The organism is Streptomyces sp. NPDC048441 (assembly GCF_043200235.1).
Lineage (GTDB): Bacteria > Actinomycetota > Actinomycetes > Streptomycetales > Streptomycetaceae > Streptomyces.
Genome location: NZ_JBICXM010000002.1, coordinates 651,653 through 673,501 on the forward strand (window position 1 = coordinate 651,653; position 21,849 = coordinate 673,501).

At 70.5% G+C, this 21,849-nt stretch carries 21 protein-coding genes; 14 read left to right on the plus strand and 7 right to left on the minus strand.

The features are described 5' to 3' along the window. Positions 1-74 precede the first annotated feature (74 nt). Complete coding sequence (locus ACGFSB_RS07180; protein ID WP_393395320.1) at positions 75-1,454, plus strand: hypothetical protein; 1,380 nt, start codon at positions 75-77, stop codon at positions 1,452-1,454. A gap of 46 nt (positions 1,455-1,500) precedes the next feature. Continuing rightward, a complete protein-coding gene (locus ACGFSB_RS07185) occupies positions 1,501-2,262 on the plus strand; it encodes a hypothetical protein (RefSeq protein ID WP_393395323.1) in 762 nt (253 codons plus the stop codon). Here the strand turns inward: ACGFSB_RS07185 and ACGFSB_RS07190 are convergent. Continuing rightward, positions 2,252-2,674, minus strand: coding sequence for an NUDIX hydrolase (locus ACGFSB_RS07190; protein ID WP_393395326.1), 423 nt, complete (start codon positions 2,672-2,674; stop codon positions 2,252-2,254). The two genes, ACGFSB_RS07185 and ACGFSB_RS07190, sit on opposite strands and share 11 nt — an antisense overlap. A 37-nt stretch (positions 2,675-2,711) precedes the next feature. Beyond that, positions 2,712-3,371: a DUF4389 domain-containing protein gene (locus ACGFSB_RS07195; RefSeq protein WP_393395328.1), complete on the minus strand. Its 660-nt coding sequence runs from the start codon at positions 3,369-3,371 to the stop codon at positions 2,712-2,714. A 133-nt stretch (positions 3,372-3,504) separates the two neighbouring features. Here ACGFSB_RS07195 and ACGFSB_RS07200 point away from each other — a divergent pair, with 133 nt between their 5' ends. Further along, complete coding sequence (locus tag ACGFSB_RS07200) at positions 3,505-3,930, plus strand: VOC family protein (RefSeq protein ID WP_393395331.1); 426 nt, start codon at positions 3,505-3,507, stop codon at positions 3,928-3,930. Here the strand turns inward: ACGFSB_RS07200 and ACGFSB_RS07205 are convergent. Both ACGFSB_RS07205 and ACGFSB_RS07210 read right to left on the minus strand, forming a co-directional pair. Further along, positions 3,920-4,630 carry a DUF6597 domain-containing transcriptional factor gene (locus ACGFSB_RS07205; protein WP_393395334.1) on the minus strand — a complete coding sequence of 237 codons (711 nt, stop codon included), beginning with the start codon at positions 4,628-4,630 and terminating at the stop codon, positions 3,920-3,922. The genes ACGFSB_RS07200 and ACGFSB_RS07205 overlap by 11 nt on opposite strands. Positions 4,631-4,656: 26 nt before the next feature. After that, a complete protein-coding gene (locus ACGFSB_RS07210; RefSeq protein WP_393395337.1) occupies positions 4,657-5,616 on the minus strand; it encodes an AraC family transcriptional regulator in 960 nt (319 codons plus the stop codon). A gap of 81 nt (positions 5,617-5,697) precedes the next feature. Here ACGFSB_RS07210 and ACGFSB_RS07215 point away from each other — a divergent pair, with 81 nt between their 5' ends. Then, the gene (locus ACGFSB_RS07215; protein WP_393395339.1) at positions 5,698-6,546 is read left to right on the plus strand and encodes an NAD(P)H-binding protein; all 849 of its coding nucleotides are present in this window, start codon (positions 5,698-5,700) and stop codon (positions 6,544-6,546) included. Positions 6,547-6,689: 143 nt separating this feature from the next. Beyond that, positions 6,690-7,790, plus strand: coding sequence for a hypothetical protein (locus ACGFSB_RS07220; protein ID WP_393395341.1), 1,101 nt, complete (start codon positions 6,690-6,692; stop codon positions 7,788-7,790). Between the two features lie 48 nt (positions 7,791-7,838). Here ACGFSB_RS07220 and ACGFSB_RS07225 read toward each other — a convergent pair whose 3' ends face one another. Next, on the minus strand, positions 7,839-9,005 hold the full coding sequence (locus ACGFSB_RS07225) for a YihY/virulence factor BrkB family protein (protein ID WP_393395344.1): 1,167 nt from the start codon (positions 9,003-9,005) through the stop codon (positions 7,839-7,841). A gap of 17 nt (positions 9,006-9,022) precedes the next feature. On the opposite strand from ACGFSB_RS07225, the gene ACGFSB_RS07230 reads away from it, so the two are divergent. Further along, a complete protein-coding gene (locus tag ACGFSB_RS07230; RefSeq protein WP_393395347.1) occupies positions 9,023-10,657 on the plus strand; it encodes an acyl-CoA dehydrogenase family protein in 1,635 nt (544 codons plus the stop codon). A gap of 239 nt (positions 10,658-10,896) precedes the next feature. After that, entirely contained in the window at positions 10,897-12,189 is a 1,293-nt protein-coding gene (locus ACGFSB_RS07235) for a GAF domain-containing protein (protein WP_393395349.1), read from the plus strand. A 91-nt stretch (positions 12,190-12,280) separates the two neighbouring features. Here ACGFSB_RS07235 and ACGFSB_RS07240 read toward each other — a convergent pair whose 3' ends face one another. After that, positions 12,281-13,306 (minus strand): M36 family metallopeptidase, encoded by a 1,026-nt coding sequence (locus tag ACGFSB_RS07240; RefSeq protein WP_393395352.1) that lies wholly within the window; start codon positions 13,304-13,306, stop codon positions 12,281-12,283. Between the two features lie 112 nt (positions 13,307-13,418). Between ACGFSB_RS07240 and ACGFSB_RS07245 the strand changes: the two genes are divergently transcribed. Beyond that, positions 13,419-13,982, plus strand: coding sequence for a GNAT family N-acetyltransferase (locus ACGFSB_RS07245; protein ID WP_393395355.1), 564 nt, complete (start codon positions 13,419-13,421; stop codon positions 13,980-13,982). A gap of 181 nt (positions 13,983-14,163) precedes the next feature. On the opposite strand, the gene ACGFSB_RS07250 is transcribed toward ACGFSB_RS07245, so the two are convergent. Then, positions 14,164-17,397, minus strand: a complete 3,234-nt coding sequence (locus ACGFSB_RS07250; protein ID WP_393395358.1) for an NACHT domain-containing protein — start codon at positions 17,395-17,397, stop codon at positions 14,164-14,166. Positions 17,398-17,550: 153 nt separating this feature from the next. Between ACGFSB_RS07250 and ACGFSB_RS07255 the strand changes: the two genes are divergently transcribed. The 6 genes from ACGFSB_RS07255 (at position 17,551) to cysD (ending at position 21,847) form a co-directional block, all read left to right on the plus strand. Beyond that, positions 17,551-17,634 carry a putative leader peptide gene (locus ACGFSB_RS07255; RefSeq protein ID WP_323178717.1) on the plus strand — a complete coding sequence of 28 codons (84 nt, stop codon included), beginning with the start codon at positions 17,551-17,553 and terminating at the stop codon, positions 17,632-17,634. Positions 17,635-17,750: 116 nt separating this feature from the next. Beyond that, the gene (locus ACGFSB_RS07260; RefSeq protein WP_393395361.1) at positions 17,751-19,448 is read left to right on the plus strand and encodes a nitrite/sulfite reductase; all 1,698 of its coding nucleotides are present in this window, start codon (positions 17,751-17,753) and stop codon (positions 19,446-19,448) included. After that, positions 19,445-19,630 carry a hypothetical protein gene (locus ACGFSB_RS07265; protein WP_393395363.1) on the plus strand — a complete coding sequence of 62 codons (186 nt, stop codon included), beginning with the start codon at positions 19,445-19,447 and terminating at the stop codon, positions 19,628-19,630. The genes ACGFSB_RS07260 and ACGFSB_RS07265 overlap by 4 nt, the downstream gene beginning before the upstream one ends. Further along, positions 19,627-20,340: a phosphoadenylyl-sulfate reductase gene (locus ACGFSB_RS07270; RefSeq protein WP_393395365.1), complete on the plus strand. Its 714-nt coding sequence runs from the start codon at positions 19,627-19,629 to the stop codon at positions 20,338-20,340. Before ACGFSB_RS07265 ends, ACGFSB_RS07270 begins: the two co-directional genes overlap by 4 nt. Beyond that, on the plus strand, positions 20,340-20,912 hold the full coding sequence (gene cysC, locus ACGFSB_RS07275) for an adenylyl-sulfate kinase (protein ID WP_393395367.1): 573 nt from the start codon (positions 20,340-20,342) through the stop codon (positions 20,910-20,912). Before ACGFSB_RS07270 ends, cysC begins: the two co-directional genes overlap by 1 nt. Further along, positions 20,909-21,847: a sulfate adenylyltransferase subunit CysD gene (gene cysD, locus ACGFSB_RS07280; RefSeq protein WP_393395370.1), complete on the plus strand. Its 939-nt coding sequence runs from the start codon at positions 20,909-20,911 to the stop codon at positions 21,845-21,847. The genes cysC and cysD overlap by 4 nt, the downstream gene beginning before the upstream one ends. Positions 21,848-21,849: the final 2 nt, after the last annotated feature.

A 21,849-nucleotide genomic window follows, 5' to 3' on the forward strand; every position in this document is an offset into this window, starting at 1 on the left:
GTTTTCCGGTGACTCAGCACTAGACTGGAAGTCATCGTCGAACCACGTGCCACCTTGGGGGGAGGGAGCACCCCATGTCACAACCACGGCTGGGCCACGGCCCGTTGAGACCGCCACCCACTCCTCCTCCCCCGCCGGACGACTCGCGCCCCGGCCGTTTCGTCGGCTGGCTCGGCGGCTTCGGCTGCGCCGCCGCGGGGTACGCGGTGTTCCAGTCCCTGGTGGGCGTGTTGCCGGACGCGATCTCCGGCGACACCGCCCGCTATGGCATCGCAGCGGTCAGCGGCATCGGCACGGGCGTCGCCGCCTGGCTGGCCGCCGCGCTGATCCGGGCCAGGGCGGGCGCCGGCCCGGCCACGCGCCCTGCTGCCCCGACGGCCCCGGGGAACGCCGCGACGCCCGGCCCTTTCCCGCGGCTCGCCGCCGCCACGTACGCCACCCTGACCACCGAACTCGCCACGCTCGACGCCCCGGAGAGCGGCCTCCTGACCGGCTGGGCGCACGCACTCGACGAGCAGACGACGCCGGTGCGGCCCACCCCGACCGGCACCGCGTACGGACTGCACATCGTGCTCGAACTCGGCGTGACCGACGGCAGGTTGCGGGCCTCGGAACTGGTGGAGACCCTGTGGCGGCTCCGCCTCACGGACGGCGGCTGGGCCGCGCGCTCACAGGGCTCGACGCCACGCCCCGAGGTGACCGCCCTGGTGCTCGGAGCGCTCGCGCGGGCGGGCGCGGATCCCGTGCGCCTCGCGGAGGAGGCGGCGCAGTGCGCGGCACGCTTCACCGAGGAGCTCGAACCGTCCGGGCTCGGCAGGACCCATGTGGTGACCACCATGCTGCGCGGCCTGCTGCGCGCGGCGCCGGACTCCCCCGACCTCGCACGGCTGCGGGCCGAACTCGTCGACAGGACGGTCACCGATCCCCTGCGGGAGCACCGGCGCTGCTGGGGCCCTGCCCTGCGCACTCCCACCACGCGCCCCTCCGCGGTGCACACCGCGCAGGCGGTGGTCGCCCTCGACCGCGCCGCCCGCGTGCTCGGCGAGGACAACAACACGCGTGCCGCCCGCGAGGACGGCATCCGCTGGCTGCTCGCCTGCCCCGCGCCGGAGCACGAGGACTGCGCCGATCTGCGCAACACCCAGGAGGAGGTGCGCCGCCCGCACCCCGTCGACTCCTGGCGCCAAGAGGTGCTCTCCGTAAGGCACTTCACCGGCGCGTGGATGATGCGGGCGCTGCTCACGCCGGCCGCCTGGGAGATCGCGTCGGAGGAGGGCCGCGAGGAGGCGTGGCACGCACTGGTGTCCGGTGCGGTCGGCGCCGTGTGGCGCCAGCAGGACGACGGGATATGGAACTGGGACGGGTACGATCTCGGCCGCCCGCTGTGGATGACCTATCAAGGCCTTTCGGCGCTGCGGGCACATGCCGTATGGATGTATCAGCCGGGCAGGTGATCCGATCCCCCGGCGGCGCGCTCGCGACCAGGGGGAGACTGACCGCATGGGTGGACGGCACGTGCACGGGGCCCGGCGTCTCCTCGAAGGGACCCTGGACGCGCTGCCGGAGGAGCGCCTTGTGCGGGCGGCACGCGAGGCCGTCGCCGAACTCGGCTCTCCCGAACGGCTCCCGGCCCTGGTGCGCGAGCTCGCGGCGGGCGTCGGTGATCCATCGGGGTGCGCACTCCTCTCGTACCGCCATGTCCTCGGCTTCGACAAGCTGCTACTGGTCGACGGCGGTCCGCAGCACATGCTCCGCGCCCACATCTGGCACCCCGGAGCGCGGACGGCGGGCCGCGAGGACATCCACAACCACCGCTCGCCGCTTGCCTCTTACGTGGTGCGTGGCACGCTCGGCATGGAGCTGTACGAACCCCTGGGCGATGCGGCGGACTCCGGTGACGGCGGGCTCGTGGCGTCCTGGTACCGGGAGTCCCTGTCGGAGGGGGAGGGCGACTGGCTCCTTGAACCGGCGGGCCCTGCGCGCCTTCGGCTCACGCAGACCGCGGAGTACGGAGCGGGCAGCGGCTACGGCCTGCCGTCGTACGCCCTGCACCGCGCGTGGTGCGCTTCGCCGGAGACGGCGGTGACGCTGTTCCTGGAGACGGGTGCGGGGCGGCGGCGGTACACGGACGTGTTCGCCGAGGCGGGTGACGGCGCGGGCGCGGGCGCGGACGGCCGGGCTGAGGCGGTCGTCAAGCGGCCGATGGAGGTGCCGGAGTATCTGGCGGAGCTGGAGTCACTGGCGAAACTGCTCAGCCGGTGACGCCGGGGAACGCCTGCCGCACGATGTCCAGGTTGTAGTCGTCGATCTCGACCGTGCCGAGGTCGGCCGGTGCGAGCCAGCGGTGGTCCTGGTCGGGTTGCGGCAGCGACACCTCGAAACTGAGCGGCCTGACAAGGAAGTTGTCCTGCCAGTTCTTGACCTCGTGCCCGCGATACTGACTGACGAAGGACGATTCACCGACCTTGCGCGCCACTTCGCCGAGCAGCCCGGTCTCCTCCTTCAGCTCCCGCAGCACGCCGTCCAGTGGGCTCTCGTCCGGCTCCAGCTTCCCGCAGGGAACGCCCCACACCCGCGGCAGGAACCGCTCGGTCTCGCTGCGCCGCACGAGCAGCACACGCCCGCGGTGCACCACGACGGCAGCCGCCAGTCGGTTGTCGCTCGGCAAGTCCATGGCACCCACCGTAGCGAGGATTCGCGGACCGGGACAGTCAGCCAAGAGGCTCGCGCTCCCCCTGATCAAGCCTGAACGGCGGGTACACGTCCGTGAGCAGCAGGCCATAGGCAAGGACGCGCGCGACCCAGCGGTGCAGACCGATGTTGAGGTCGTACATGCCACGGGGGTAGCGGCCGGTGAAGAGCAGGGACACACCCGCGTAGAGGGTCAGGAGCCCGGCGAGGCCGCCGTTGAAGCGGTAGCCGCCCGCGAGCAGCGCGGCCACCAGGAGCTGCGGAAGCACCAGGAGCCAGCCCTTGACGAGGACGAGCCCCCTGGAGAGGTGTTCGGGGTAGGCGATGTCCAGGTGGGCCGGGTAGTCGGGGACGTCGCGCAGGGCGAAGGGCGGATAGCGGTCGGTGCCGAGCGATCCGTACGCGTAGTACTCGACGCGCCAACTCCAGCGCAGCACACCGACGTTGTAGTCGAACAGCGCCCGCGGATAGCTGCCGGTGATCAGGATGGCGAAGAACGCGACCACGGTGGCGATGAGGAAGCCGATCCCCAGGAAGAACAGCACGATGTAGTGCGGGATGGCGAGCAGCCACTTCACCAGCCAGAGCCAGCGGGACAGGGCTGCGTCGTACTCGGTGGAGAGACGCACCGGGCTGACCGGGTGCTTGCCGAGGTCGGTGGCTGTGGGTATGGCGGACATGGCGGTCATCTCCCGTGTCGCCCTGAGGATGCTGTCCCTGCACATCTACGGCTGTATGCGGGCGGCGGCAAGGAGTGGCGCGGCGTCCGTTTTCTTCAAGACGGGCGGGGAGCGGCTGCCTACGCTCCGAAGCATGAACACGAATGCGAACACGAGCACCAACATCACGCCCCGCTTCGACCTGGTCGGCATCGTCGTCTCCGACATGGCCGCCACACTCGCCTTCTACCGCCGCCTGGGCCTCGACTTCCCCGAGGGTTCCGAGGATCAGCCGCATGTCGAGGCGGCGCTCCCCGGCGGGCTGCGCATCGCGTTCGACACGGAGGACACGGTCCGCTCCTTCGTCGAGAACTGGGAGCCGCCGCGGAGCGCGGGCCGCATCGGGCTCGCGTTCCACTGCGAGACCCCCGAGGGCGTCGACGCGGCGTACGAGGAGCTGGTCGGTGCCGGATATCGCGGTGAGCTCAAGCCGTGGGACGCCTTCTGGGGCCAGCGGTACGCGTCGGTCCTCGACCCGGACGGGAACGGCATCGACCTGTTCGCACCGCTCACTGGCTGAGCAGCTCGCCCAGCGGCGCACCCGTCAACTCCTTGACGTCGCGCGCCAGATGGGCCTGGTCGGCGAAGCCCGCGACGACGGCGGTCTGCGCGAACGGCAGCCCGTCCCTGGCCAGCGCGAGGGCCCGCTGGAGCCGTAGGACGCGGGCCAGCGTCTTGGGGCCGTAGCCGAACGCGGCGAGTGAACGCCGATGCAGGAGACGGGCGTTGATGCCCGCCTCCTCGGCGGTCGCCGCGATGCTCCGCCCGGCGTCCAGCGCCTCGACGACGTGCGCGAGCAGCGGGTCGGGCGGCTCCGCCTCGCCCGCGCGCGCCAGGGCGAGGGACTCCAGGACGGCCGCCGGGTCGCGGGCCGCGTCCATCCGCTCGGTGAGTCGGCGGGCCTCGGCGGACGGCCACACGTCGGCCAGCTCGACGCGCCGGTCACGGAGCTCGTGCGCGGGTACGCCGAGGAAGGCGGGGGCGGTGCCGGGGTAGAAGCGGATGCCTACGTAGCGGGCGGCCACTTCGGGAGCGGGGCGGTAGGCGCGGGTGTCGGGTCCCGCGACGAGGAGCCTGCCGCCGGTCCACAGCAGGTCCATGCAGCCGTCGGGCAGGACGGGGTACACGGGCCCGGCCGCACCGCCGCCGGTGCGGGTCCAGAGGACCGCGCCCGGAACGCGGGATGGCCGCTCCGCGTACTCGACAGTCTCGTACGACACGCTTCCCACGCTACGCCGTTCGACGCCTACGGCACCCGCGAGCGGTGATCCTGCGGGCTGACCCCGTACACCCGCTTGAAGGCGCTGGACAGCGCGAACGCGCTGCCGTACCCCACGCGGCGGGCGATCGCGCCGATCGTCTGCTGGCTGTCCCGCAGCAGATCGGCGGCGAGCGCGAGCCGCCATCCCGTCAGATACGCCATCGGCGGCTCGCCCACGAGATCGGTGAACCGCCGGGCGAGCGCGGCCCGCGAGACCCCCGCCTTCGCCGCGAGCGCGGCGATCGTCCACGGGTGCGCCGGATCGTCCTGGAGCAGCCGGATCGCCTGCCCGACGACCGGATCGCCCATCGCCCGGTACCAGGCGGGCGCCTCGGCCTCCGGCCGCGAGAACCAAGCCCTCAACGAAGCGATCATCAGCAGATCGAGCAGCCGGTCGAGCACGACGTCCTGCCCCGGCTCGTCCTTGGAGATCTCGTCGGCGAGCAGCGGGGTGAGCGGGCAGTCCCACACCTCGGTGGGCAGGACGAGGAGCGGGGGCAGCGCGGTGAGCAGCCGCCCGGTGATCTCGCCTCGCGCCTGATAGGTCCCGATCAGCATCTCCGTGGCACCGTCGAGCGATTGGCCCCAGCTGCGCAGCCCCAGATCCCGGTACTGCCCGACCGGAGCGCCGCCGAGGGGTACGCAACGCTGGCCGGGCTGGATCTCGGCGTGGGGCGGCGTCCCCTGCTTGTCGGCGACGACGTAGTGCTCGGGGCCGCGCGCGATGGCGACGTCTCCGGGTCGGATCAGCTGGGGTTCGCCTGTCCCCGCCTCTGTCTCTGTCTCTGTCTCGGGCAGGATCCACGCGGTGCCGCGCACCATGATCATGACCGAGAGGGGCGCTTCATCCGCGATGCGGACGGACCAGGGCGGTTCGAAGCACGCGCGGATCATGAAGGCTCCTCGCGCGCGGGGGCCCTCAAGCAAGTCGGCGAGTACGTCCATGCCGGAAGCGTAGACGCACGCGTATGGGGGTGAGTCCCTGGCGGATGGCTCCTTGTGGCGGGCGGCAGTTGACTGGGACGCATGACAGAGAACGCGTTGAACACGCAGAACATGACGGTGTTGGTCACGGGGGCTTCGGGCAAGACCGGACGCCGGGTCGCGGAGGCCGCCGATGCGGCCGGGTTCACCGTGCGGGCCGCTTCGCGGTCTGGCGCGGTGCGGTTCGACTGGTACGACCCCTCGACGTGGGACGACGCGCTGCGGGGTGCGGACGCGGCGTACCTCGCGTACATGCCGGACGTCGGCGCGCCCGGCGCGAGCGAGACGGTGGGCGCGTTCGCCCGGCGGGCGGTGGAGCTCGGGGTGCGGCACCTCGTGCTGCTTTCCGCGCGGGGCGAGGATCAGGCGGAGCCCACTGAGCGGGCGGTGCGGGAGTCCGGGGCGCGGTGGACCGTCGTACGGGCGAGCTGGTTCGCCCAGAACCTCAGCGAGGGCCCGCTGCTCGACGGCATGAGGGCCGGGGAACTGGTCTTCCCTGCCGGGGAGGTGCTCGAGCCGTTCATCGACGCGCGGGACATCGCGGATGTGGTGGTGGCGGTGCTTCGCCCCGAATCGGGTTACGCGGGGCAGGTCCTGGAGATCTCGGGTCCGCGTCTGCTGTCCTTCCGGGACGCGGTGGGGGAGATCTCGGCGGCTGCGGGGCGGGAGATCCGGTACGTTCCCGTTTCCGCTCGGGAGTACGGGGGCGCGCTGGCGGAGTACGGGGTTCCGGCGGAGGAGGCGGAGTTCCTGATCGAGCTGTTCGAGACGAATCTGGACGGCCGCAACGCGTACCTCTCCGCGGGGGTGCGGGAGGTCTTGGGGCGGGCGCCTCGTGATTTCGCCGAGTTTGCTCGGGAGCAGGCGGAGGCGGGGGTCTGGAAGGCGTGATTTTCCCCCGGCCCCACCCCTTCCGGGCGGCGTGCCACACCGTCCGACCAGCCAGTCTCGCTGTCAGCGCGCTGTGGCATGATGCGGGCGCGTCCCAGGGGGCGGCCGCGGGTCTACTGATTGCCAAGGGGTTGGGGTTGGGGATGGGTGCGGGTACGGAGCCGGACGGCTCGTCAAGGTCCGACGAGGAGTGGGAGCGGTTTCTGCGCGAGTCGGTGGCGGGTGCCGTCGACTCGCCCAAGGAGCCGTCGGCGCGAGCCCGCGACGTGGCAAAGCGGCTGCGCGCGGAGCCCGGCCGCGGCCCGGAGGGCTGGCGCGGCCACACGCCCGCGCGGCCCAAGCGGCGCACGGGCTGGTACGTGGTCGGACTGCTGGCCTCGCTGGCGCTGCTCGTGGTGGCGCTCGCGCCGGGGCGGATGGTGAACCTGTTCGCCGGCGACGACCCTGACTCCCCGCCGCTGGCGGCCGAGACCGCCCGCCCGACCCAGGCACCCCCGGCGGAGGCGGCCCAACGCCCCACCATGGACAAGCCGTTCCGCGGTTCGCCGGCGGCGAGCTGGGCGAGCGGAGCGGCGGGGATCACCGTGCCGAAGGCCGGGGCGGTCGGCTGGATGAGCGCGGCCGATGTCGAGCGGGCACTCGGCCGCAGCCGGGACTTCTTCGTCGCGTCCAGCCTGGACCGCGGGGTGCTGCGGGGCGAGCGCCCCGAGAAGGCGATCGCACTGATCAACCCGCACCAGAAGGACGTCCAAGCCCTCCTGAGAACCGCTTTCCGAACCCCGAGCGAGAAGAGCGACCCCCTCCTCCTCTTCAGCCGCTTCCAGCCCTCCCGCACCCGCCTGGTCGGCGACGTCGTGAAGACCCGGGGCCGGCTCACCTACCGGGAGGGCGAGCGCGGCGCGCTCCAGGTGACCGCCGACGTCACCTTCGTCTACCCGGTCACCCGCGCGGACGCGGGCGACGACGACGAGATCGTGCGCACGATAGTCCGGCGCGAGCTGGTCCTGAGCTGGGACGACCCTGCCAAGGTGATCACCGAGCCGGGCACGTTCTCGATCGTCTCGAACAAATACGACATGACCAACGGCGGCTGTGGCGCCCCCACGGGCTACTTCACCCCGCCCTTCGGCACGGACCGCCGGGCGGACGAAGCCGGCACGGAGATCGACCCGTACGACCGCAGCACGCCGGTCGGGCGGGGCAAGTCCTCTGGGGACGAGTGCGGGAGGGCGACGCGGTCCTAGCGGAGGCGTTGGACGGGGCGCCCGCTCTCACCGTGTCGTGGGGACCAGCTACTCCGGCGGCGTCCCCCCGTGCCCATGCCCGTGCCCATGCCCGTGCCCCCCGCTCTTCTTCACATGCGTCCGCAACCGCGAAGAGACATCATCCGGCGGCAGAAAACGCGACCACCGCTCCGGAAACTCGGACGGCATGTCCTGATCATCGGGATCCGAGGAAGCCTCCCGCGCGGCGGCCGCCCGTGCGACCACCTCCACCGCTCTCGCCTCCCGCATCCGGTCATTCGCGGCCCGTGCCGCGGCCGTGGCGACGGAGGGCCATACCCGGTCGATGGCCGCGTTCACCGCCGCGCCGACAAGCACCGCGAACGCCGACACGCCGATCCACAACAGCACGGCCACCGGCGCCGCCAACGAACCGTAGATCGTGGGTCCTTCGACCGTGCTCGTCAGATAGATGCGGAGCAGGAAGCTGCCGAGGACCCACATGCCCAGGGCGATCAGCGCGCCGGGCATGTCCTCCACCCAGGGCGAGCGGACCGGCACCGACACGTGGTAGAGCGTCGTCAGGAACACCACCGACAGCAGTGTCACCACCGGCCAGTACAGGACCTGCACCACCGTCGTGGAGCCGGGCACCAGCTTCACCACCGCGTCCGGGCCCGCCACCATCAGCGGCAGCGCGACCGATCCGATGAGCAGCGCCACGACGAAGAGGCCGAAGGCGAGCAGCCGGGTCTTGACGATGCCTCGTGCGCCGTCCAGGCCGTACATGACCGTGATCGTGTCGATGAAGACGTTCACGGCGCGCGAGCCCGACCACAGGGCGAAGACGAAACCGATCGAGATGACGTCGGGACGGCCGACCCGCATGACGTCCTCCAGTATCGGCTGCGCGATCTGTCGTACGCCGTTGTCGGAGAGGACCGTGCGGGACGCCTCGAGGATGTTGTTCTCGACGCTGGCGATCGTGTTCGCGCCCGTCCACCGGTCCACGTACGCGAGGAGACCGATCAGGCTGAGGAGCAGCGGCGGCACCGACAGGAGCGTGAAGAACGCCGCCTCGGCCGCGAGTCCCAGGATCCGGTATTCCATGCACGAGTTGACCGTGTCTTTGAGCAGCAGCCAGGCAGTCCTGCGCTTGGAGACGTTGCTGTAGAGAGCGCGGGCCCGGTTCCAGCGGCCCGACGGCCTCCCGGGTGTTTCTTTTGCCTGGTGCACCTCCTTACCGTAGCGGCATGGCAGCCAGCACCCACACAGTGACCAACCAGGCTCCGCCCCTGGTGGGATATGACGTCTTCACGTCCGACCGCGTTCTCACCGAGGGAGTCGAACGGCATCTCGATCCCGCCCTTCTCAGTACCGCGCGGGAGCAACTCTCCGAACTCGGGCGCACGGCGGGCTCGGCCCAGGCGCGGGAATGGGGGTTCCTCGCGAATGAGAATCCGCCCGTTCTGCACACCCATGACCGCTATGGGAATCGTATCGACGAGGTCGCTTTCCATCCCTCGTGGCACCGGCTGCTCGGCAAGGCGGTGTCGTCGGGCCTGACGGCCGCCTGGTCGCGTCCTGGCGGTCATCTGCGGCGCGCGGCCGGGTTCCTGGTGTGGACCCAGGTCGAGGCGGGGCACGGCTGCCCGCTCTCGATGACGCACGCGGCGGTGCCCGCGCTGCGGGCCGATCCCGCGCTGGCCGCCGAGTGGGAGCCCCGGCTGACTTCTCTTGTCTACGACGAAGGCCTTCGGCCCGCCTCCCAGAAGGCCGGCGTGCTCTTCGGGATGGGCATGACGGAGAAACAGGGCGGGAGTGACGTACGCGCGAATACGACACGTGCGCGGGCCCTCGCGGAGGAAGGTGCCTATGAACTCACGGGGCACAAATGGTTCTGTTCCGCACCGATGTCCGACGGCTTTCTCGTGCTCGGGCAGGCCGATGAGGGACTTACCTGTTTCCTCGTGCCTCGGGTGCTCGAAGACGGCACGCGGAACGCTTTCGCCATTCAGCGGCTCAAGGACAAACTGGGCAATAAGTCGAACGCGTCCAGTGAGGTCGAGTTCGACGGGACGTGGGCGCGCCGGGTCGGGGACGAGGGGCGCGGGGTGCGCACCATCATCGAGATGGTGGCGGCGACGCGGCTCGACTGCGTGGTGGGTTCGGCGGCGATCATGCGGCAGGCCGTCGCACAGGCCGTGCACCACGCCACGTACCGCGAGGCGTTCGGCGGCAAACTCATCGACAAGCCGCTGATGCGCAATGTCCTCGCGGATCTGGCCCTGGAGTCGGAGGCGGCCACGACGCTCGCGCTGCGGCTCGCCGCGGCGTACGACGACGGGAGCGAGCAGGAGCGGGCGTTCCTGCGGATCGCGGTGCCCGCCGCGAAGTACTGGGTGACCAAGCGCTGCACGCCGCTCGTGGTGGAGGCCCTGGAGGTGCTCGGCGGCAATGGGTACGTCGAGGAGTCGGGGATGCCGCGGCTGCTCCGCGAGTCGCCGCTCAACTCGATCTGGGAGGGCTCGGGCAACGTACAGGCACTTGACGTGCTGCGTGCCCTGCAACGGGAGCCGCAGGCGCTGAACGCCTTCCTCCAGGAGGTCGGCCTGGCGCGCGGCGCCGATCACCGTCTGGACGGCGCGATCAAGGGCCTGCTGACCGAACTGGCCGATCTGGACGGCATCGAGGCGCGGGCGCGCCGGCTCGTGGAGCGGATGGCGCTGGTGCTCCAGGGCTCGCTGCTCGTGCGGTACGCGCCCGCGGAGGTGGCCGACGCGTTCTGCGCCTCGCGGCTCGGCGGGGACTGGGGCTCGGCGTTCGGAACGCTGCCGCACAGCCTTGACCTGGCGTCAGTGGTGGAGCGGGCGGCTCCGCGGGAGTGAAGTCACGGGGGTGGTGCTGCGCCGACACGGCACCACCCCCGCTTACAAGCCCCGTTGAGGAGCGTGAACGCCGCGCGAACGGCGTCGGCACCAGCTTCGAGCACCGCACGGCTGTTCGCGAGAGTTGCAGACGGTTGCAACTCAACTGTTCATTACCGAACCAATACCCTTGCGGGCGCCAAGGGGGCACGATGAAGAGATGCCCCGATGCACTGGCTCTGCTCGGGAAGGACCCAGTGATGAACGCGACTTCGACGATCAACCTCGCGAGGATTGCCGCCATGGACTGCGCGCAGGCCGCGAGACTGCTCGCGGGTGTCCGCCACGCGGCCCTCGCCGGACGGCGGCCACGCGTGCTGCCGCGTCCGGTGATCGAGGAGTCCTGGGGGCGGATGCTGCTCGACGGAGTCGATCCGGACCACGACTTCCGGTCCCGGCTGCTCAGCATCGAGGAGCTGGAGCAGCGCCGCCGCAGCTCGCCCCTGGCCGAGATCATGCCCATGCTGCGGGACGCGCTCGTCTCGGTGGCGGACGCCGCGCACCACATCATGGTCGTCTGTGACGCGGAGGGCCGGGTCCTGTGGCGCGAGGGCGACTCCACCGTGCTGCGCAAGGCCGACTCGCTCGGCTTCGAACTGGGCGCGGACTGGGGCGAGAGCGTCGTCGGTACGAACGGCATCGGGACGCCGCTCATCGTGCGCCGCCCCGTGCAGGTGTTCTCCGCCGAGCACTTCGTGGAGACCCACCACGCGTGGACGTGCACGGGCGCGCCCATCTCCGACCCGCGTGACGGCCGCCTCCTCGGCGTGGTCGACGTCAGCGGCCCGCTCAGCACCGTGCATCCCGCGATGCTCACCCTGGTCGACTCGGTGGCCAAGCTCGCCGAGGCCCGGCTGCGGGAGAACCATCTGACGGCGCTCGACCGGCTGCGCACGGTGGCGGCGCCGGTCCTGGCCCGGATGGAGGGGCGCGCCATCGTGGTGGACCCCCACGGCTGGTCGGCGGCGGTCACGGGAATGCCGCCGACGGACCGGCTCTCCCTGCCCAAGTCCCTCACCGCCGGGCATACTTGGCTGCCCGCGCTCGGCACCTGCACGGTGGAGCCGCTGCCCGGCGGCTGGCTGCTGCGCGTCGAGGAGGAGCCGCGGCCGCTCCCCGCGACCCGCGTCGTCCTGGACCTGAGCGGGCAGCGCCGCTGGTCGGTCACCGTCGAGGGCGGCGGCGCGGGCGACTGGACCCATGAACTGAGCCCGCGGCACGCCGAGTTGCTCTACCTCCTGAGCACCCAGCGCAAGGGGCGCAGCGCTTCGGGCCTGGCCGGGGAGATGTTCGGCGACCCGGGGCGCACGGTGACGGTCCGGGCCGAGGTCTCGCGCGTACGCCGCTACTTGGGCGGGCTCATCGCCCACCGCCCCTACCGCTTCCCGGAGGACGTGGACGTGGACGTGATCCTTCCCGAGCACCCCGCACATCTGCTGCCGCATTCGACGGCACCCGCGGTGCGGGAGGCGCGGAGGGTGCCGGAGCCTTGAGGCTTCTCACTGCTTCGCCGCCGCCTTCCGGACGGCCCGGTCCTGCTGCCGGGGAGTGGCCTGGAGCCGCCCGGCAGCAGGACGCATCGGCTCACACGCCGGGTATCTCCCGCGCCTGGAACGCCGCCCGCACCGCGTCCGCCGCGCTCTTGCCGTACATCTTCTGCGCGGTCGCGATCGTCGTCAGGGCCGCGTCCTTGAAGCTGGTGTCGGGCGCGAAGCCGAACTGGGCGTTGACGATGATGCGGTCCGCCGTGCGGGCACCGAGCGCGCCTCGGATGTCGAAGAGCGCGCGGGACCAGATCTCACCGTCCGCGTGCACCTCCCCCACCTTGTCGGCGTACGTCTTGTCGCTGTCGACGCGGCGCAGGCAGTGCGGGGCGTCCGAGTACGGGACGGAGTCCCAGTCGGCGACGCAGGCGAGGTCGGCCTTCGCGGGCCACTTGTGTTTGGCGTCCGCGTACGCGCCGACCGACACGGCCAGGTAGTCGCCCCAGGCCTCACCAATCGAGCCCGCCTCCAGGGAGGTGCCGAAGCCGGGCACCTGGGCGTGGTGGACGGCGTGCCCGTACTCGTGGACGACGACCTCCGCGTCCTCGGCGTCGTCGACGCCGCCCTTGCCGAAGCGGATCTCGGCCTTCTTGTCGGTGAAGAAGGAGTTGTCGGCGCCCCACTGATTGATGCGGACCGGCTGGGCCCGGTCGTTCGCGCCGGGCAGTTCGGTACCGAAGCCGAGGCTCTGCAAGTACTCCTGCGCCTCATTGACCCAGAAGTACGCCATGACCTGCTCGAACTGGTCGTCGTGGCGGGTGTACGTCCCGGCGTCAGCGCTCTTGGCCGAGGCGCCGGTCTCCGATCTGACATACGCCCACTTCCCGGAGAGTCCGCCACTGGAGTCGAGATTGCGCAGGGCGGCGGTGGCGTAGGCCGACTCGGGGACCGAGGTGGCGGAGTCCTTGGCGTCGGCGAGGGTCTGGTCCCCCGACGACTGGACGGGATTGACCATGAACAGGCGGGCCTGCGGATCGGCGGAGGCCGAAGCGGGTGCGGCGAGCGTCGCGAGGGCCACGGTGACGGTGGCCGCGGCGAGCAGGCCGCGGGGTGTGCGGCGGTCCATGGGACATCCTCCATCTAGAAGAATGCGGGGGGTGGTTGCTGAGTGCTGCGGGATCTTCCCGCATCCCGGACCACTTTGGCCAGGGTGTCGTGCGCGTGATTCGCTGACCCGCATGAGCCTCACTGTCACCACCTGGTCCCTGGAGCAGACCGCTCCCACCGATCTGCTGCCCGCAGCCGCCCCCGAGGGCGACGACGTGCGGATCGCGCGGGCCGAGATCCCCTCCCCCGAGTTCAGCCGTTTCCTGTACGCCTCCGTCGGCGGCGACATCCGCTGGACCGACCGGCTCTCCCTCTCCTACGCACAGTGGCAGGAGGAGCTCGGGAAGCCGGGCGTGGAGACCTGGGTCGCGTACGAGAAGGGGACACCCGCCGGGTACGTGGAACTGGCGGCTCAGGACGAGGGCGTCGTCGAGATCGTGTACTTCGGGCTCATCCCCGCCTTCCGGGGGCGGCGGATCGGCGGGCATCTGCTGTCGTACGGGGTGCGGCGGGCGTGGGATCTGGCCGAGCGGTGGGCGGACCTCGCCCCCACGAAGCGGGTGTGGCTGCACACGTGCTCCAAGGATGGGGAGCACGCCATGGACAATTATCTGCGGCGTGGCTTCAAGCTTTTCGATACGAAGGTCGAGCAGGAGCGGGATGTGGCTACGCCTGGGCCTTGGCCCGGGGCCTGAGCAGGTCCGGCGAAGTCCGCTGCGGTCCGGGAGCGCCTTGAAGGGGCGCGGGGAACTGCGCGACCAGCCACGACGGCGCCGTAGATGATCGACAGCACCTCGCGGTACTTCCAGCGGAGCGCTCAGCGGAGGCCAGAGCGGTGGCCCGGCCGCGCGAGGCGGGCCAGGCCACCTCGCCGCGCTACGCCGTCACCGTGCCCGTGCCCGCCCGCCGACGCAGCTCGGTGACGACCTCGTGTGCGACGCGGCGCGTCTTGTCGGCCCCCCGACGTGCCCTGCGGCCGCGGACCAGGCCTCGCAGCACCGCGGCGGAGCCGACGGCGACCACTGCCACGGACACCGCGATCGCGGCGCCGGTCCCCCACCAGTCCGACCAGCCGACGAAGGCGTACACCGCCGCGGCCGGTCCGAACACAAGGCCGCTGACCAACTGCCGCCAGTCTTCCCCGTCGCTGGGAGTCCCGTATCCGTAGCTGGTGAAGAAGGGGACAGTCGCCAGGATGAGTTCGTCCGGCTCGTCGAACGCCTCGCCCAGCCACAGGGCGATCCAGCCCCCGATGATCGCGCCGACGGCCGCCCAGCCCAACCACGGCGGCCCCCACCGGTCCACCGTCGATGCGGCGAGCACCGCGCGGACCCCCGCGACCGCCGACACGGCGATGAGGAGGCCGAAGAGGAGCCGGTAATGCCAGCTTGCGTCGAAGTCGTAGTCGACATCCTGAGGCGGGTCGACACAGGTCGCCCACTGCTGCGGGTCGACCCGCCGCCCTAGCCACCGGAAGCCGAGCGCCAGCAGACGTTCCCTGACCGGAAGCTTGTCGATCATGTGCAGCAGATCCTCGGCCTCCCCGCCCGGCGGGGTCAGTACTCGACGGCACAGGTCGTAGAGATCGTTCTGCTCTTCCTCTGCCAGGTGGGCAAAAGGGGCAATCGCGTGGTCGATCACCTCGCGGACGAAGTGCAGGGGGCTGTCATCGTCGTAGAAGGTGAAATCAGGTCTCCTCAACCGCCTCGCCCACTCACGCACCTGAGCCTCGGTACCTGAACTCGACGCCGTCAGTGCGCCGTCCACGCCACTTCCATCGAGGAGCAGCAGCGCCGCCACAAGCCGCGCGTCGAGCCTCGCGCTCGCAGGCAGCTCCCCTGCCGCGAAGGCGCTGCCGACCAGCCGGGCCACCCGCCCCATCACCGAGGTGAGCGCGTCGTCGGGTCGCTCGGCGAAGGGGCTCCACGCGTCGTGCAAGTCCCGGCTTTCGATCTCCGGAGCCGTCCACTCCCGCAGCGCCTCCTGTACCTCCCGTTCCTCCACCAGTCCGCCGAGCTTGACGGCGCACTGCCTGCGCAGCCTCTCGTCCACCGCCTCGGTCTCGTACATGACCTGCGCCAGCGCCACCGCCGCCCGGCCCGTCCCCACCGTCCCGAGTGCGTCGACCGCGGGCCCGCTGCCGCCCAGCGCGGCTTCCCGCAGCGCCGGCACCGCGATGTCACCCATGCTCGCCAGCCCGTCGCTCGCCGCCGTCGCGTGGTGGTTACGGGGCAAGTGGTGGTCGAGGAGCGGGGCGAGGAGGCAGGCCGCCCGGTGTGAGGCCGTGGCGGCGAGGGCGCGGATCGCGGCGCAGCGTACGGCGTCCGGGGTGGCCGGGTCGGCGGCAAGTGGCCCAAGGAGTGCGAATACCGCGTCCGCCCTGGACGCCGGGCCGGTGGCCGCGACGCCGAGGGCCGCCTCCAGCGCCCGACCCCGCTCCGAACCGCCGCCCGATCCGAGACGCTCGCCCGCGTCGCGCACCATCTCCTGGATCAGGTCATCGTCCACGTACCGCGCCTCCGCGAGGCACTGGAACGAAAGCAGTTCATCACGCGCCCGCAGGTGCCTGATCATCGGCGAGCAGTCGCGTCTGGTCACGCCGCACCACAGGCGGACCGTCTCCCGCCATCGCTCGGCGTCGGTGTCATAGCGGGCGAGCAGCGCCGGCCAGTCGTCGGCGAGCGCCTCGGCGGCGAGATACTCCTGGAGGGAGATGTGGGCGAACTGGTAGTAGCGGCCGTTCTCGATCTTGCTGAGCAGGCCGCTCCGTACGTAGATCTCGTCGATCACGCTCTGGGCCTTGTTCTGCTCCTCGTGCTGCCGCTCCAGTACCTCCGCGACCCACTCGAGGAGCACCCCGGCGGAGAACTCACGGCCCACGCCGCCGTCTGCATCCCGGTGGCCGGCCGATTCGGCGAGGGCGTCCTGGGCCTTGAGGCCGGCGTGGCAGAGCACCGCGCGCTTGAGGTCGGTGCCGAAATCGGCCTGCCGCCCCCGGTCGTCGACAAAGGCGTCGGACACCTGCTGATAGAACTCCGCCCGAGTGCGCGGCAGCTCCTTGTCCGTGTCCGGATACACATAGCTGTAGAGGTAGGCGATCGCCGTGAGGAGGAGCGGATTGCGGGCCAGCGACATCAGCCTGGGGGCTTCCGCCAGCGCCCTCAGCAGCCGTTCGACGGAATCGGGGGCCGTCCGCTCCGGCCAGGGCCAGCCGCGCAGGAACTGATGGATGTGGAGATCGGTGAACTCCTGGATGGCCAGCGAGCGGTCGACGGCCTCCTTCAGATGCTCCCGGTGCCCGGCGTAGGCGGCCGTGCGGCAGGTGACGAGCATTCCTGATCTGTGGTACTGCTGCGCCACGTCCTTGATCCAGTGCACTACGTCGTGCCGGGCCGCCGCCGACACCTCGTCGAGGCCGTCCAGATAGAGGGTGACGCGACCGGCGAGCAGCCGCTTCTCGATCCAGCGCCTGGGCACGCCGGGGCCCGCGAGGCCGGCGAGATGCTGGGTGAGGAGGTCTACGACGTCGAGCGCGCCGGGCTTCAGCTTGTGCAGTTCCAGGAGTACGGGAACGCGCTCGGCCCGCCTGCTCGCACGCTGCCCGCTGCGGCGCCGCGCCCGCCCACCACGACCGTCGCGGCCATCGCGTACCGCGGCGTCCGCACGTCTCGCCTCCGCCCACGCGAGCACCGCGCGCCTGAGGTACATGCTCTTGCCCGCGCCGGGATCGCCGCAGACGACCACCGTGCTGCCCTCGGCGAGGAGCGCGTCCACCTCCTCCCACCCCAGGGCTTCGGCGCCGGCCGGGCCGCGGGGGGACAAGCCTTCGGCCGCCCGCAAGGGGACGTATACAGAAGCGACGGAAATCTTCACGTCGGGGCCGGAGGAGACCGCGAAGGGGATCGGCATCTCGTGATGCCGTGCGTGGAGATCGTCGGCGTACCGCCTGAGGAAGCGCCGCTCCCCGCCACAGGCGAACAGGAGCCTGCTGGGCAGCGCCTTCAGGCCGCCCGTGAAAGCATCCTTGAGCACACCCGTGATCGCCGCGGCCAGCACCCCGAGGACGGCCAACGCCCCGGCGGACAGCCATACCCATATCTGCCCCCACACGAGAGCTCCCCCTTGTCCCGTATCAGGACAGCAGGATAGGGGAGATGCGCGCGCTTAGTGACCCACATCACTACGTCTCGTCAAGTGAGACATGAGAGTCCGAATTGTGGACAGTGGTGGACTGGGCCGAAAGTCCCATGACACGCTTCCGTCATGGATCGCACTGGAATTGCCTTGGTGAGTCGACGTCACGTCGATCTCTGCCGCATGTCCAGCGCCATGTGTCCGGCGAGCTGACAGCACCAGCGCCGCCGCCTCTCTCTCCCTGACCGTTTCTCTGCGCACCGCCGCGCCTCCTGCGCGAAGTGTGCAGGTCAGAGCCGACCCAGCCCGCCTTGAAGGACGTATTCGCCATGGCTGCCACCCCTGAAAAACCCACGACTGCCGCGCCCAGGCGCAAGGCGAGCCGTCACCGTGGTGAGGGCCAGTGGGCCGTAGGCCACTTCACGCCCCTCAATGGGAACGAACAGTTCAAGAAGGATGACGACGGTCTCAATGTGCGGACACGCATTGAGACGATCTACTCCAAGCGTGGGTTCGATTCCATCGACCCGAACGATCTTCGTGGGCGTATGCGCTGGTGGGGGCTCTACACCCAGCGTCGGCAGGGCATCGACGGCGGCAAGACGGCGATCCTGGAGCCGGAAGAGCTGGACGACGAGTACTTCATGCTGCGGGTGCGGATCGACGGCGGGCGGCTCACGACTGAGCAGCTGCGTGTCATCGGCGAGATCTCGCAGGAGTTCGCGCGTGGCACCGCCGACCTCACCGACCGGCAGAACGTCCAGTACCACTGGATCCGCATCGAGGACGTTCCCGCGATCTGGGAGCGTCTTGAGGCCGTGGGGCTTTCGACGACCGAGGCTTGCGGTGACACTCCCCGCGTCATCCTCGGCTCGCCCGTCGCCGGTGTCGCCGAGAACGAGATCATCGACGGCTCCTCCGCCATCGACGAGATCCAGCGCCGCTTCATCGGCAACCCGGAGTTCTCGAACCTGCCGCGCAAGTTCAAGACGGCGATCTCCGGATCGCCTCAGCTCGATGTCGCGCACGAGATCAATGACATCGCCTTCGTGGGCGTCAACCACCCCGAGCACGGGCCCGGCTTCGACCTCTGGGTCGGCGGCGGGCTCTCCACCAACCCGAAGCTGGGCGTGCGGCTCGGTGCGTGGGTGCCGCTGGACGAGGTCCCGGAGGTATGGACCGGCGTCATCGGCATCTTCCGTGACTACGGCTACCGGCGCCTTCGCACCCGCGCCCGGTTGAAGTTCCTCGTCGCCGACTGGGGGCCCGAGAAGTTCCGGCAGGTGCTCGAGGACGAGTACCTGAAGCGGACTCTCGTCGACGGGCCCCCGCCCGAGCAGCCCGCCGGGACCTGGCGCGACCACCTCGGTGTGCACAAGCAGAAGGACGGCCGTTTCTACGTCGGTTTCGCTCCTCGTGTCGGGCGTGTGGACGGCACCACGCTCACGAAGATCGCCGAAGTGGCCGACGCCCACGGCTCGGGACGGCTCCGTACCACCGCCGAGCAGAAGATGATCGTGCTCGATGTCGAAGAGGCTCAGGTCGAGTCCCTCGTGGCGGGGCTCGAAGCGCTCGACCTGCGGGTCAACGCATCCCCCTTCCGGCGCGGCACCATGGCCTGCACCGGCATCGAGTTCTGCAAGCTCGCCATCGTCGAGACCAAGGCGCGTGGCGCCTCGCTGATCGATGAACTCGAGCGCCGCATCCCCGAGTTCGACCACCCGATCACCATCAACATCAACGGCTGCCCGAACGCCTGCGCCCGTATCCAGGTCGCCGACATCGGCCTGAAGGGGCAGTTGGTCCTTGACGGCGACGGCAATCAGGTCGAGGGCTTCCAGGTGCACCTGGGCGGCGCGCTCGGCCTCGAAGCCGGGTTCGGCCGCAAGGTCCGTGGCCTGAAGGTCACTTCGGCCGAGCTGCCCGACTACGTGGAGCGGGTCCTCAAGCGCTTCGAGAAGGAGCGCGCGGACGACGAGCGTTTCGCCACCTGGGTCACCCGCGCCAGCGAGGAGGCACTGTCATGAGCGAGCGTGCCGCCCCCTTCCACTGCCCCTACTGCGGTGACGAGGACCTGCGTCCCAACGAGACCGGTCACGGCGCCTGGGAATGCGCCGCATGCAATCGCGCCTTCCAGTTGAAGTTCCTCGGGCTGCTCGCCCAGGGGGTTCAGCGCAACAGCGGTAGCGGTGGAGGGGAAGAGATATGACGACCGTTCAGACTCAAGAGCAGCGTACGGACGACGAGTTGAAGGCTCTCGCCGAGCAGGCAGGGCGGGATCTCGAGGACGCGTCCGCCCTGGAGATCCTCCAGTGGGCCGTCGACACCTTCGGTGCGCGCTTCTGCGTGACCTCCTCCATGGAGGACGCCGTCGTCGCCCACCTCGCATCGCGGGCCCGGCCCGGCGTGGACGTCGTGTTCCTCGACACCGGCTACCACTTCCCCGAGACCATCGGCACCCGTGACGCCGTCGCCGCCGTGCTTGACGTCAACGTCATCACGCTCACGCCGAAGCAGACGGTTGCCGAGCAGGACGCCGAGTTCGGCGCGAAGCTGCACGACCGGAACCCCGACCTGTGCTGCGCCATGCGGAAGGTCAAGCCCCTTGAGGAGGGCCTGACTTCGTACGCCGCCTGGGCGACCGGCCTTCGTCGTGACGAGTCGCCGACCCGGGCCAACACCCCCGTCGTCGGCTGGGACGAGAAGCGCCGGAAGGTCAAGGTCTCCCCGATCGCCCGCTGGACCCAGGACGACGTGGACGCCTATGTGCAGGAGCACGGCGTCCTCACCAATCCCCTCCTCATGGACGGCTACGGATCTGTGGGCTGCGCGCCTTGCACCCGCCGCCTCCTGGAGGGCGAGGACGCACGCGCCGGACGCTGGTCGGGCAGCGCCAAGACCGAGTGCGGGATCCATTGATGACGGCCGCTCAGACACACACTCAGGAGAAGCACGTGACCACCGGAGCCACCATTTGGCTCACCGGCCTGCCCAGCGCGGGCAAGACCACCATCGCGTACGAACTCGCGGGCAGACTGCGGGGCGATGGCCACCAGGTCGAGGTGCTCGACGGCGACGAGATCCGCGAGTTCCTCTCGTCGGGCCTCGGCTTCAGCCGCGAGGACCGCCACACGAACGTGCAGCGCATCGGCTTCGTCGCCGAACTGCTCGCCCGTAACGGCGTGAAGGTCCTGGTGCCGGTGATCGCGCCGTTCGCGGACAGCCGCGAGGCGGTCCGCAAGCGCCACCAGACCGGCGGCACGGCGTACCTGGAGGTCCACGTGGCCACGCCGGTGGACGTCTGCTCCGTACGCGATGTGAAGGGTCTGTACGCCAAGCAGGCGGCGGGCGAGATCTCCGGGCTCACGGGGGTCGACGACCCGTACGAGGCGCCCGAATCACCCGATCTGCGCATCGAATCCCAGGACCAGACCGTGCAGGAGTCCGCGGCGGCCTTGCGCGCGCTGCTCATCGAAAGGGGTCTGGCATGACGACCACTGTGGCCACTGTGAGCGAGGGCACCGACAGCCCGTACGCGCTGTCGCACCTCGACGCCCTGGAGTCCGAGGGCGTGCACATCTTCCGCGAGGTGGCGGGTGAGTTCGAGCGGCCGGTGATCCTCTTCTCCGGCGGCAAGGACTCCATCGTCATGCTGCACCTGGCGCTGAAGGCCTTCGCCCCGGCGTCAATTCCCTTCACCCTGTTGCACGTTGACACCGGGCACAACTTCCCCGAGGTCATCGAGTACCGCGACCGCGTCGTCGCCGAGCACAACCTGCGGCTGCACGTCGCCTCCGTGCAGGAGTACATCGACGCGGGCAAGCTGCGCGAGCGCCCGGACGGAGTGCGCAATCCACTCCAGACCGTGCCGCTCACCGAGAAGATCCAGCACGAGAAGTTCGACGCGGTCTTCGGCGGCGGGCGTCGCGACGAGGAGAAGGCCCGCGCCAAGGAGCGGGTGTTCTCCCTGCGTGACGAGTTCTCGCAGTGGGACCCGCGCCGCCAGCGCCCCGAGCTGTGGCAGCTCTACAACGGCCGCCACGCCCCCGGCGAGCACGTCCGGGTGTTCCCGTTGAGCAACTGGACCGAGCTGGACGTGTGGCAGTACATCGCCCGCGAAGGCATCGAGCTCCCCCAGATCTACTTCGCGCACGAGCGGGATGTCTTCCAGCGCTCCGGCATGTGGCTGACCGCCGGTGAGTGGGGCGGGCCCAAGGACGACGAGACGGTGGAGCAGCGGCTCGTCCGCTACCGCACCGTCGGCGACATGTCCTGCACCGGCGCCGTCGACTCCGACGCGACCACGCTGGACGCCGTCATCACCGAGATCGCCGCTTCGCGGCTGACCGAGCGCGGTGCGACGAGGGCCGACGACAAGCTCTCCGAGGCCGCCATGGAAGACCGCAAGCGCGAGGGGTACTTCTAAAC